We start from the raw sequence: 12,042 nt of genomic DNA, 5'->3' as shown, positions 1-12,042 counted from the left end.
TCGCACCCGCAACCGGCTCGACGGCAATCCCTGGATGCCCAGGAGTCCGGTCGGAGGCGGCATCCTGATGCCGCTCCCCGTCATCCGGTGAGCCGACGGTAAAATGAGGACCTCTGAGACCTGTGGGTCGGAGTGGCCGGAGTAGTCGGAGTGGTCGGAGTGGCCGGCGATGGATATGACACTTCGAAGGATTTCCGCTGCGGATGCGGACAAGGGATTCCGGCATGTCGTATCCGGGTTCTCGGGTGAACGCGGCGGTGTGGAGGACGAGTGCTTTCTCGGCCGTGAGTGGGAAGTCCTGGAGCAGATCCTGCTGGCTCAGGGGCCCGAGGAGATCAGCTCACTGGCCATCACCATGGGCGACCTCCTCGGTGACGACGACCTCGGCACCGCCTGCTTCCATCTCCCGCCGGACGAGGTGGCGGTCGCTGCCCGCTTCCTGGCCGCCATCGACGCCGAACGGTCCGTCGCCGACCACGCCGACGAGATCGCGAGGACGTTCCGCCACGGCGGCATCCCGGCCGGCTACCTGGAAAACCTCGCCCGTTACCTGGAGCAGGTCCGTGATCTCTACACCGCGGCCGATCAGGCAGGCGAAGGCGTCGCGAAACTCGTCCAGGGCTGAGCCCCGCCGCTCCGGGCGACGGCCAGTAGGGCTGCCTCGTCGGTTACCTGCCACAGACGACGGCTGGGGTGGCGAGCGTCGCACCCAGGTGGAGGGAACGCGGTGGCCGTGACGGTGTCGGATCGTGCGTTCAGCTGGGCAGTGACAGTCCGTTGAGGAGCACTTCGGCCACGTTCTCCGCGTAGAGCCGCACGCGCGTCTCCTCCGTCGAGGTCAGCTCCGGATTCATCATCGAGGCGAGCGCGATCTGGCCATAGAGCGCCGATCCGCCCGAAGTGAGCAGGAAATAGAAGGTCTCGTAGGGGATTTTCTTGATTCTGCCCTGTTCGTGCAGAAGGTCGAACACGGGGAGGTAGCGTGATCTTATCGGCTCGATGTAGTTACGGTAGAGGTAATCGAGCCGATCCGTGGCGGCCGCGCCTTCCACCGTGACAAGGCGGGCCAGGTAAGGGCGAGTTGCCGAGTACTCGATGAAATTCCGGATCAGCATTCTCAACCGCACCATGGGATCGGCCGATTCGTCGTCCGAGGCCACCAGGTATTCCACGAGAGGGCGAAAAGCCCAGTCGACGGCCGCCTGCCACAGTTTTGCCTTCGACCCGAAGCGCTGGTAGAGCAGATTGCGGCTGACGCCCAGCTCGTCATTTACCGTCCGCAGCGACACCCCGTTGTATCCATGTACCGAGAAAGCCTCGATCGCGGCGGCCATGACCTGGTCGGTCGGGGCGAGTTGCGCATCTTTGGGCGGACGTCCTCGTGGGCGGGTGACGCGGGGCGGATCATCAGGCATGGGGCCAGCTTAGCGGCCCGTCCTCTCCTCCGTGGGGGCGGAGGAGAGGACGGGGGTGGGTGGACAGGGCGGCTATTCCTTCACCGGGTGAGTTTGTCGACGGGCTTGAACTTCGCTTCGCCGCCCTCGAGGTTCGTATGGAGGAATACGTGACGATCGCGACGGTTGACCTGGTCGATCCATCCGGCCACGCCGGGGACGTTCCGGCGCAGGGTCTCGCGCGTCAGGTTCCCGGGCACTCGGGCAAGAGGAGCGAAGCGCCACAGGCCGGCGTCGGGCAGGCCCGTATTCCGATAGCTTTCCTCGCCCAGATAGAAGCGCGCATGACCGAGCTGTGCTTTATAGCGCAGCTTTCCGTAGACCTGGCGCAGCCCCTTCGCGTCCTCCGGCGGAAGATAGGTGTCCATGAACGACCGGCACAGTTCGCGGGAATCGTCGTCGATCTTCGGCTGCTCCGAAAGCCCGAGCAGCAGGTTGGCCAGGAAACCCTCGGCCACCGTCTCCGGGTACCACGGTGCGTCGACGCCCATGAGGTAGCCGACATAGCGCCAGTGATGCATCATCGCCTCGACGTCGGCGTCGGTGGGGCGGTAGCCGAGCAGCTTCAACTGCATACCGGGGGCGAACGAGCTGAGCAGCAGGGTTCCGGTCTGCGCGAACTGGCTGATGGGCATGCCCAGCCGGTCCCGGTCCCATTCGGGGTGCGGTAGCAGGGTGTGCCGGATCATCGAGTGCAGGACACGGACGAACACCGCGGAGCGGCGTCCCACGGCACCGGGCCGCATGGCTCCGGGCTCGGTGGTGTCCGTCCACGGGCGGGAGGTCTCCACGAACCGGCCGAACGCCGACCCGCCGGTGTAGGCGCCGGTCAGCGCGAGCGGCTTGGCGACGGTCTCCAGGCCGTACGCGTTGAACGTGGACATTCCGAAGAACGGGTACAGCTCCTTGTACCGCCGGAAGACCTCCGCACCGTGTTCGACCTTGTCCCAGTCCACCCACTCGGGATCGGTGTTGATCTGGTCGAACAGTGCCACCAGTTCCAAAGACGGATCGCTGACGCTCTTGAGGCCGCCGTGCAGCGCGAGCTCGACGTCCTTTCGAGCGCGGGACCTGCCCTTGGGTGAGGCGAAGCAGGCGTCGATGTAGGCGTCACCGAGCCGGTCCCCGGTGTTCATGGCCCGCCCGAAGGCCTTCGCCAGGTCCTCGGGGACGTCGAGCCGGCACTTGGCGTAGCGTTCGAGTCGCGCCTTGAGCGCCTGGCCCTGCGGGCCCGCTGCCGTCTCGAAGTACGTGAAGATCGTGGGGATCGCCACTTCGGTCGACTGCGTCATTGATCTCACCGCTTTCAGGTGGTCGGGGTGTTTCCGGCGGCCAGTTCGTCCGCCAGGTCGCGGGCGACGCGGAGGGCGGCCGCTTCGTCCGCGAGGGATACGTCGCGGCGCAGCAGTCCGGTGATGAACGCCGCGCCGCGCAGGTCTCGCCGGGGCGGTCCCAGCAGCACATGGGTGTGCGGACTGCCCTCGCCGAGCGAGTAGGTGTAGACCCGTTCCGAGCCGGTCACCCGCGTCACCGCCGCACTCAGCCGGGCCAGGACCGGGCCGAGTTCGATGGCCTCGGCACCGTCCAGAGCGGCGAGTCCCTCGGTGTGCCGCAGCGTCTGGACCGCGACCCAGCCGGGCGCCGGCAGCGCCGGATACGTGGACACTCCCCAGTGCCCGGTCCGCAGCAGCCAGCCGGGATCCGCGTTAGCGAGCGCGAGGGCCCGTGCGCAGAGCAGGCATCCTTCGCTCGTCATGCCTGCGCCCGCCGTCTTCCGGAGTGCGCAGGCGCGATCGCGTTGGTCAGCGTGCCGATCCCGTCGAGCGTGACCGACACCATGTCGCCCGCCGCCAGGAACCGCCCGTCCGCGATGCCGGTCCCTCCGGGAGTCCCGGTGAGGATCACGTCACCGGCTTCCAGGGTCAGGAACGAGCTGACGTACGCGAGGAGTTGAGGGACCTTGAAGACGAGCTCCGCTGTCGAGGAGCGCTGGCGTACGACACCGTTGACCTCGGTGGTGAGGCCCAGCGCGTCGCGCAGGCGCAGTTCGTCGGCGGTGAGCAGGGCGGGCCCGAGCGGCTTGAAGCCGTCGAACCCCTTGGCGAGGGCCGGGCTGGCCATCGCGAGGGCGGGATTCTCACCCGCCTGGACGTCGCGCGCCGAGATGTCGTTGGCGACCGTCCCGCCGGCGACGAAGTCCCAGGCGGTCGCCTCGGGAATGTCACGGCCGGTTCGCCCGAGCACGACGGCCAACTCGCCCTCGTAGTCGACCCGCTGCGGCGCGGATTCCGGCAGGTGGACGACGGCGCCCGGGGAGGTGACGGCGGAATTGGGGACCAGGTGGAAGCGGGGAAGGGCGGGCAGCGGGCTGCCTGTCTCGGCCGCGTGGTCCCGGTAGTTGAGGCCGATGACGACGATCTTGCCGGGACGCCGCACCGGGGGTGCGAAGGCGACTCGCTCCCGGTCGATCTCCTTGACGGGCCGCAGGTCCGTCACCTCGGCCAGCCGGCCTTCGACGATGAAGTCCTCCAGCGATCTGCCCGGGGCGTCGAGGAGTCGCAGTCCGTCCGGACCGACTCGTGCGATGCCGTCGCCGGTCTGCGCGAGCAGCATGTTGTTCTCCGTTCCTCAGTTCGTGGGTTCCCGCGCGTCCCGGGCCGACCGGCCGACCACCTGGTCCACCAGCGCGTCGGGGTCCGCGGGGCAGGTGTCACCGCGCCAGGCGACGATGCCGTCGGGGCGTACGAGCGCGATGGCGCACCCGTACGCCTGGCGGGCGCCGTCGGCGCCGACCCACTCCTCGTCGAGGGGGATGCCTCGGGTTCGGAATGCCCGGGCCAGGGCCCCGCTGTCCACGGCGGGGGCGAGGTTCAGCAGGGTGAAGTGCCCGCGGAAGAGGTCGAGGACGGAGCTCCCGTCGGCCAGCGGGACATGCGGGGCGCGATGCCCGGGGCGGGCCTCGGGGACGTAATCCTCCGGGTCCTCGGTGGGCTCGGGGGTCCCGTCGCAGACGACGAGCGGCGACTGCGGGTAGCGCAGGCCGAGCTGGACGCCGAGGGAGCGCCACTCGGTTTGGCGGGTGGCCGTGATCCGCTCGCCGACGAGGTCGCGTGCTTCCTTCTGCGCCGGGTCGTCCAGTGCCGGGTCGGGCGGGATCGCGTTGTCCGCACGGTAGTTGTGCCAGGCGCGGCGGACCATGCGTTCCGCGTGCGGTCGGCGCTCGGCGGTGTACGTGTCGAGCAGGGCATCCGGAGCCCAGCCCCGCAGTACGCCCTCCAGCTTCCAGCCGAGGTTGGCCACATCGCCGAGACCGGTGTTCATGCCGTGCCCGCCCGAGGGCCACATGCGGTGCGCGGAGTCGCCCGCCAGCAGCACGTGACCCGACCGGAAGGACTCGGCCACCACCGCGTCACCGCTCCACTCCCGGGCGTCGAGCACCTCGACCTCCGCGACCGGGCGGTCGAGCGCGTCGGCGACCGTGGCACGCACCTCGGTCGCGGCGGGCGACTCGCCGTCCGCGAGCGGATAGGTGACCCGCCACAGGTCGCCGCCGTCGAGCGAACCGAGAATCATGCGACGGGGGTTGAGCAGGTAGTACTGGACGGCCGGGGCGTGCGGAACGCGGGCCCGCAGCCCCGGAAGACTGACGAAGGCCCCCTGCCAGCGAGCCCGGACATCGGCCGAGTCCCGCAGTGACTCGATGCCCAGGGCCTTGCGGACCGGAGAGGCCGCGCCGTCGCACGCCACCAGACGGCGCGCCCGCACGGTTCTGCGGCCGTACGTCTGCGAGGAGAGCCGTACGGTGACGCCGTGCGTGCCGTCGTCGAAGGCGTCGCAGGTCCACCGGTAGCGCAGGTCCACGGTGGGCTCGGCGGCGGCGCGTTCCCGCAGGGCGAGGTCGAACCAGAACTTCGGCCACCACACGCCCCCTTCGGGGCTCAGCCCGTGCGTGGTGTCGCGTCGCTCGGCGTTGCAGGGGCGGGGGAAGCGGGCCAGTTCGTACGTGGTCATGCGGGAGACGAAGGAGATGTCCCGCCGCGCGTCGGCGGGGAAGCCGCTGCGGAGCACGGAGTCGGCGATGCCCCAACGGCGCAGAAGTTCCATGGACGCGGCGTCGACGGACTCCGCCGTCGGGTAGCGGACCACGCCGTCCTCGCGCTCGACGAGGAGCACGGACAGCCTGCGGGAGCCCAGTTCGACGGCGGCGGCAAGGCCCACTGGACCGCCGCCGACGATCACCACGTCGTACGTCGCGTCGTCCGAGAGATCGCCGGTGGGGCCCGGCTCCGAGGTCAGCCTCATCGTTCCCAGACCAGTGCGCTCAGGTCCCGGCCGGCCTCGCGGCCCGCCAGCAGACGCTCCGGGTCGAGCGGGAAGCCGTTGGGGTTGCTCCTGAACTCCTCCGTCGTCATGAAGTCTCGCGTCTCCTGCTGCGAGGAGAAGTTGAGGGACGACAGCTCGACGCGGTTCCCGTCCGGGTCGAGGTAGTAGAAGCTCGTCCCCGGGCCGTGGTTGGACGCCTCGACCGGAAGGAAGCCGGCCTTCTTCAGGGTGCTGTAGAGATCCAGCAGGGCGTCGGCGGTCGGTGTCCGCAGCTGGAAGTGGTGCAGTCCGCGCGAGGACCTGCCCGGCCCGAGGTCCGTGCACTCGAAGACGGCGATGCGCTCGGTGTAGGGATGGTCGAAGTAGACGTCGAAGAAGCAGATGCGCGACGGCTCGTCCGGGTCGTCGGACGGGGGCGGCGTCATCTCCACGCTGCGCGGCCGACCGAGCAGCAGTGAGTAGAAGTCACAGAGGCGGTCGTAGTCGGTCGTCCGCAGCACGACCTCGGACAGACGAATCCCTGACATTGTCTTTCGTCCTTGCCTGATAGGGGAGTTGTCGGCTCAGTGGGGGGGGTGGGGGTGACGGCTCAGTGGACGAGGACGGCCTTGACCGCCGCCCCCGAACGCACGTCGTCGACGGCCTTGTTGATGTCGTCCAGCGCATAGGTCCGGATCATGGCCTCCAGCGGGAAGCGGCCCCTGCCGTGGAGGCCGAGGACGCGGGGAACGAGGACCGCGGGGGCCTGGTGGCCGACGATCGAACCGGTCACGGTCCGCCCTTCGAGGAGCGCGAACGCGCTGGTCCGCAGGTCCGCGTCCGGAGCGACTCCGAGGATCGCGGCACTTCCCAACGGGGCGAGCGCGGCCACGGCCTGCGACATCACCTCGGGCTTGCCGCTGGACTCCACGCTGAAGTCGACGCCCGGTCCGCCGGTCAGCTCCCGGATCCGCTCTACGGCGAGACCGTCGGTGACGTCGACCACGTCGGTCGCGCCCAGGTGGGCGGCGAGGTCGAGCCGTGCGGAGTGCGGATCGGTCACGATGATCCGTGCGGCGCCCGCCGCCGCGGCCGCCATGACCGCGCTCAGCCCGACGGCTCCGGCGCCGAAGACGGCCACCGTGCTGCCCGGCTGGACCTTCAGCAGGTTCCAGACCGCGCCCGCGCCGGTGATGACGCCGCAGCCGAGGGGAGCGAGCACGTGATCGGGCAGGTCCGTCTCGTCGGCCTTGATCAGACTGCTGGGCCGGCACAGTCCGTATCCGGCGAAGGACGACTGTCCGAAGAAGTGGTCGTGCACGGGCTCGCCCGAGGCGTCGCGCAGTCCGACGGAACCGTCGGTGCGCCGGGCGCCGAAGTTCAGCGGGAAGTGGAAGGGGCAGTACGCGGGCCGTCCGCTCAGGCAGTTCCGGCAGGTGCCGCAGTAGCTGAAGCTGGCCACCACCCGGTCGCCGGGTCCGAACCCGGTGACGGCGGCGCCGACCGCCTCCACCACACCGGCCCCTTCGTGCCCGGCGACGACCGGGAGAGGCGTGGGCATACGTCCGGCCGCCACCTCCAGGTCCGTATGGCACAGTCCGGCCGCGGTGAAGCGAACCAGCACTTCGTCCGGGCGGGGATCGCCGATGGTCAGCTCCTCCAGCGCGAAGGGATCCTCGCTGTCCGGCCGGCACACCGCCGCTTTCATACTGTTCATGGCAAGCCCTTCGGAGGGGGCGGCCGGTTCATCGGAGCGAGACCGGCCGCAGTTCGGGGAAGTGCGGTCCGACGAGCGGCGTGTCCGTGGCCCGCAGCGTCTCCAGCCAGACCGCCCGGGTGGCCGCCGCGGCCGGTGCGTCCCAGTCGAAGCCGCAGCGCCAGTGCGGGTGGTCCAGCGCCGCCGGGTGGTGGAAGAGGTCACCGACCAGGGCGAGGCTCCGGCCCCGCGACTCGATGAGGGCGACGGAGGCGCCGGGTGTGTGACCCGGCGCGTGCACGAGGCGCAGCCAGTCGTACGGCGAGACGGAACCCCCCTCCCACAGCACGGCTGCGTCCCGCAGCGGGGCGACCTTGCCGCGCACGGCGTCGTCGGTCTCCCCGTCCACGAAGTGCTTCCAGTCCTCGGCATGGATGTGATGCCTGGCCTGGGGGAACGTGGGCACGCCCGCGGTGGAGGCCCAGCCCACGTGATCGATGTGCAGATGGCTGAGGACCACGTCGGTCACGGAGCCGAGCGGGCAGTCCAGCTTCTCCAGCCGCTCCGGCAGGAGTTCGCGGACCGGGGGCAGTTCGCCGTCGGGCAGCAACCGCGGGGCGAGCCCGCCGCCCAGGTCGAAGAGGACGCGATGTCCTGTCCGGTCTGTGGCCAGGAATCCGCCGAACGGGATCTGAAGCATCCCGTGCCGGTCGAGGACGCCGGGCAGCGCCTGCCAGACGGACACCGGAACGTCCGGGTAGAGCAGCTTCGGCGGCATCGGTATGACGCCGTCGGTGAGGGGTTCGACTGTCACATCACCTATCTGCATGCCTCGACCGTAAATCATTAAAGTGTCGATCGTCAATTTATGTGGGCCCAGCAAGGAGAGCCTGTGACTCTCATCGCGCCCCTCAGACTGCATATAAATTGACGATTGACATTTTTCTGCTTAGGGTCGGCGGCACACCACAGAGCAGAGGAGCACCGTCGTGCCTGGTCAACGGATTGATGTGCACACCCACGGCGTCTCGGACGAGGCGATGACGGCGATCGCGGGCCGGGGCTTCCGGCCGACCGGCGGATACCGCATCTCGGTGCGATGGACCCCGGAGGCCGCGCTCGCCTACATGGACCGGCAGGAGATCGCCGCCCAGCTCGTGTCCCTGCCGTTGTCGTTCGCGGGGGCGGACGACGACCCGGACTTCGGGACGCGCCTGGCCCGGCTGATCAACGAAGGGCACGCCGAACTGATCGCGAAGCATCCCGGCCGCTTCGGAGCCTTCGCGACGCTTCCGGCGGACGGTCCCGACGAGGCGCTGGCAGAAGTCGCGTACGCCCTGGACGAGTTGAGGCTCGACGGAGTGGTGCTGACCTCGAACGTGCTGGGGCGCTACTTCGGCGACCCGTCCCTCGAACCCGTACTCGCCGAGCTGGCGCGGCGCGAGGTACCGGTCTTCGTCCACCCCGAGGACTGCCCGCAGATCGACGTCCTCGGCTTCGGCCGGCCGAGCTCGATCGTCGAGTTCCCCTTCGACACGGCGCGCACGATCACCAACGCGCTGTACACCGGTGTCTTCCAGCGGCATCCCGGGCTGCGGCTGATCCTGGCGCACTGCGGAGGGGCGCTGCCCACCCTCGGGTGGCGGATCGGCGAGCACACCGTCATGGGGCGAGGGCCTGCGGACGCGGACATCGATCCGACGCATGTGGCGGAGGTGCTGCGAGGGCTCTACTACGAGACGGCGCTGGCCGGAAGCCGCAACTCCCTGCTGCCGACGCTCGAAGTGACCTCGGCGGACCACATCCTGTTCGGCACCGACTGGCCTGCGGCCCCGGAACCCACGGTCGTGCACAACATCGAGAACCTCACCGGCTTCGACGGCTTCACCAAGGACGAGCTCCGGGGCGTGGAACGCGACAACGCGCTCAGGCTGTTCCCGAGGTTCGCCTGAGCCTGGGCGCGTGTCTCCGTGGCCGGTCGCGACGGCGACGGTTGGCAGGACGAGCTGGCGGTCATTACTGACGTGCTGTCAAATATGGTCACCAGAAGGGTCGTTGACGGTCGTATGGCGATATCGAAAGGGCACACGCGCGCCATTCCCGCGGTGTAGCTTCTACCCGTCAGTAGAGGCTTGAGCAAGGGGGGACGTGTGGTTGCCTCTCCGCAGACCGAAAAGTTCGCCGCCCACCTGCGGATGCTGAAGGACCGCAGCGGCCGGGGGTACGACCGCCTCGGCAAGGAGGCGGGCGTCAGCGGTTCCAGCCTGCACCGGTACTGCTCCGGCCTCAGCGTCCCGACGGACTACCGGGTGGTGCACGCCTTTGCCAGGGTGTGCGGCGCCAGTGCGGAGGAGCTCCGCGAACTGCACCGGCTGTGGGCGCTGGCGGACACCGACCGGGACGCACCGGCCGCGACCGTCAAGGAGAACCCGGAGCGGGAACCGCCGGCGGCGCCGGACGAGCTTGCCGTGCCCGCGCGGACGAGCGCCGGACCCGGCGACGTCACCCCGTCCCGGATCACCCCCGAAGAGATCGCGCACACCCCCGAAGCGACCGTGCGGCCGCACCGGTCCCGGTGGTCCGAGAGGCTGTCCTCCCGTCCCGCGATACTGGCCGCCGTGGTCGCGGTGGTGCTGGTGGCCGGCTTCGTGTGGCTGCCCGTCGGGAGCTCCGCCGGTGACGCGCCGGCGACCGGCGGCGGGCTGCTGTACTCACCCGCGTGCGAGTCGGTGAGCATGGGGCAGCACGACGAGTGCGTGCGCGAGGTCCAGAGCCTGCTGACCCGGGCGAGGGGCACGCTCGCCGTCGACGGGGACTTCGGGCCGGAGACCCTGCGCAGGCTGACCGCGTTCCAGGTACTGGCGGGGCTGCCGGCCACGAACGTGGTCGACGGCGCCACCAAGAAGGCGCTGTACGCGCAGCGGGTGAGCATGACGACCTGGTCGCCGGCGAAGGTGGCGCAGCGGATCCGTGAGGTGTTCGTCGAGGATCCCGACACCGCCGTGTCCGTCGCCCGCTGCGCATCGTTCCTCGACCCGCTGTACGTACTGCCCAACACCAACGGCAGCCGCAACTGGGGCGTGTTCCAGATCTCCGACGCCCGCCTGCGGGACCTCGACGGCACCCCGCTGCGGGCGTTCGACCCGGACTGGAACATCAAGGCGGCGCACCGGCTGTGGAGCGTCCGGCACGACTTCCACGACTGGCCCTCGTGCGAGGCGGCGCTGAAGAGCACGCCGACGAGCAAGCCGCAGGGCAAGCGCTGAAGCGCTGAAGCCCGGAGCTCCGGGTACCGAAGCGGCGGTACCCGGAGCTCCGCTCCCCCGAAGGCGGCGTCAGACCGTGCCGTCCTCCCACCACCAGGCACGGCCGAGGTCGGCCCTGCTGTCGACGTGCTGGTGGTCGACGGTGTACGTCTCCAGACCGGAGAACCCGCAGGTCTCCGCCTTCTGGTAAACGGTCTTGGTGGCCACGCCCGGCACGTCGAGGTCGGCCGCCGTGCCGTACAGGTGCATGCTGTCGCTGGCCCCGCCGATCTCGGCGTTGTGCGCGATGCTGCGGAAGCCGGAGTTGACCGTGATCGGCTTGTCGCCGAGCTTCTTGCGCAGCGCCTCCAGCTTGTACATGCAGCGCCGGACGTTCTCCTTCACCTGCGAGGCGCTGAGCTTGCCGCCGTTGAAGGTGCCGTCCGTCTGGTTGTAGAACTCGCTCCAGTTGAAGTGCAGCGTGGATCCGTCCGACTGCTCCAGCGCGTTGAGCTTCGCCTGGGTGTTGGGCCCGACGCTGGCGTCGGCGGTGAGACCGTACGCCGCCTGGAACCGCTTCACGGCCGCCGCCGTACCGGGGCCGAAGTCCCCGTCTATGCCGACCCGGCTGTGGCTCGCGCTGTCCGCCGCCCAGCCCGCGATCCGGATCTGCAGTTCGGTCACGTCGGCGCCGGTGGCGCCCTGTTCCAGGGTGCGCGACCACGCATAGGCCTGTGCGGTGCCCGAGAACAGCAGCTGGCCGAAGGCGATGCCGGCACCGGCGGCCAGCGTGCCGCGCAGCATGGCGCGGCGGTCGATGGGACGGAAGGAGGAAGCCATGGTCGTCCTTTCAGGAACGTTCGGGAACGGTGGTGCGGGAAGAGGTCAGTAGGCGATCTGGAACGTCACGTTCTGCGCGTCGATGTCGTAGGCGTGCACGCGCAGGACGAAGTGGGTGCCGTCCAGGACGTCGGTGGCGACGGTCCCCCACTCGGTACCGTGGGTGGTGTACGCGTCGCCGTTGTTGCACTTGGTGGTGTGGTCGGTGAACACCACACAGGCGTCCAGGTACACGCCCGGCTCGTCCGTGATGAGCCGCAGGTTGATGTCGTTGCACCGCGAGGACGTGGTGTAGGTGCCGTATTCCTTGGCGGCCGCCTGGTAGTGGTACGTCAGGGTCTTCGCACCGCCGTAGCAGCTGACCGCGGCGGTCGAGGCGGTCGAGCCGGTCGACGTGACCGCGGAGTGTGCGGAGGCGGGCGCGACGCCCGCTCCCAGCAGGGCGGCCGCGGTGATCAGAGCCGCGGGGAGTGTCCTGATCCGGATCATGGTGGTCTCCGTTCGG

13 protein-coding genes are annotated in these 12,042 nt (G+C 69.6%); 3 read left to right on the top strand and 10 right to left on the bottom strand.

Annotated elements, in window-relative coordinates:
* The first annotated feature begins 259 nt into the window (after positions 1-259).
* A complete protein-coding gene (locus AB0D59_RS17640) occupies positions 260-625 on the top strand; it encodes a DUF1877 family protein (RefSeq protein WP_362565728.1) in 366 nt (121 codons plus the stop codon).
* Positions 626-755: 130 nt separating this feature from the next.
* Here the strand turns inward: AB0D59_RS17640 and AB0D59_RS17635 are convergent, their stop codons facing one another.
* The 8 genes from AB0D59_RS17635 to AB0D59_RS17600 form a co-directional block, all read right to left on the bottom strand.
* On the bottom strand, positions 756-1,415 hold the full coding sequence (locus tag AB0D59_RS17635; RefSeq protein ID WP_362565726.1) for a TetR/AcrR family transcriptional regulator: 660 nt from the start codon (positions 1,413-1,415) through the stop codon (positions 756-758).
* Between the two features lie 80 nt (positions 1,416-1,495).
* Complete coding sequence (locus AB0D59_RS17630; protein WP_362565725.1) at positions 1,496-2,746, bottom strand: oxygenase MpaB family protein; 1,251 nt, start codon at positions 2,744-2,746, stop codon at positions 1,496-1,498.
* 14 nt (positions 2,747-2,760) lie between these two features.
* On the bottom strand, positions 2,761-3,210 hold the full coding sequence (locus AB0D59_RS17625; protein WP_362565723.1) for a hypothetical protein: 450 nt from the start codon (positions 3,208-3,210) through the stop codon (positions 2,761-2,763).
* Positions 3,207-4,067, bottom strand: coding sequence for a fumarylacetoacetate hydrolase family protein (locus AB0D59_RS17620; protein ID WP_362565721.1), 861 nt, complete (start codon positions 4,065-4,067; stop codon positions 3,207-3,209). The genes AB0D59_RS17625 and AB0D59_RS17620 overlap by 4 nt, the downstream gene beginning before the upstream one ends.
* Before the next feature lie 15 nt (positions 4,068-4,082).
* On the bottom strand, positions 4,083-5,756 hold the full coding sequence (locus AB0D59_RS17615) for an FAD-dependent monooxygenase (RefSeq protein WP_362565719.1): 1,674 nt from the start codon (positions 5,754-5,756) through the stop codon (positions 4,083-4,085).
* A complete protein-coding gene (locus AB0D59_RS17610) occupies positions 5,753-6,304 on the bottom strand; it encodes a VOC family protein (RefSeq protein WP_362565717.1) in 552 nt (183 codons plus the stop codon). The genes AB0D59_RS17615 and AB0D59_RS17610 overlap by 4 nt, the downstream gene beginning before the upstream one ends.
* 62 nt (positions 6,305-6,366) lie before the next feature.
* Positions 6,367-7,473: an NAD(P)-dependent alcohol dehydrogenase gene (locus AB0D59_RS17605; protein ID WP_362565715.1), complete on the bottom strand. Its 1,107-nt coding sequence runs from the start codon at positions 7,471-7,473 to the stop codon at positions 6,367-6,369.
* 28 nt (positions 7,474-7,501) lie between these two features.
* Positions 7,502-8,281: an MBL fold metallo-hydrolase gene (locus tag AB0D59_RS17600; RefSeq protein WP_362565713.1), complete on the bottom strand. Its 780-nt coding sequence runs from the start codon at positions 8,279-8,281 to the stop codon at positions 7,502-7,504.
* A gap of 160 nt (positions 8,282-8,441) precedes the next feature.
* Here AB0D59_RS17600 and AB0D59_RS17595 point away from each other — a divergent pair, with 160 nt between their 5' ends.
* Together AB0D59_RS17595 and AB0D59_RS17590 are read left to right on the top strand one after the other, a co-directional pair.
* A complete protein-coding gene (locus AB0D59_RS17595) occupies positions 8,442-9,404 on the top strand; it encodes an amidohydrolase family protein (RefSeq protein WP_362565711.1) in 963 nt (320 codons plus the stop codon).
* Between the two features lie 198 nt (positions 9,405-9,602).
* Positions 9,603-10,718: a helix-turn-helix domain-containing protein gene (locus AB0D59_RS17590; protein ID WP_362565709.1), complete on the top strand. Its 1,116-nt coding sequence runs from the start codon at positions 9,603-9,605 to the stop codon at positions 10,716-10,718.
* A gap of 69 nt (positions 10,719-10,787) precedes the next feature.
* Here the strand turns inward: AB0D59_RS17590 and AB0D59_RS17585 are convergent, their stop codons facing one another.
* The gene (locus tag AB0D59_RS17585) at positions 10,788-11,537 is read right to left on the bottom strand and encodes a D-Ala-D-Ala carboxypeptidase family metallohydrolase (protein ID WP_362565707.1); all 750 of its coding nucleotides are present in this window, start codon (positions 11,535-11,537) and stop codon (positions 10,788-10,790) included.
* 45 nt (positions 11,538-11,582) lie between these two features.
* Positions 11,583-12,026 (bottom strand): hypothetical protein, encoded by a 444-nt coding sequence (locus AB0D59_RS17580; protein ID WP_362565705.1) that lies wholly within the window; start codon positions 12,024-12,026, stop codon positions 11,583-11,585.
* Positions 12,027-12,042 lie beyond the last annotated feature (16 nt).

The sequence above is a fragment of the Streptomyces sp. NPDC048417 genome (assembly GCF_040651615.1).
Classification (GTDB): Bacteria; Actinomycetota; Actinomycetes; order Streptomycetales; family Streptomycetaceae; genus Streptomyces.
The sequence above is the reverse complement of the archived record's forward strand: the minus strand, read 5'-3'. Positions and strand labels throughout refer to the sequence as shown.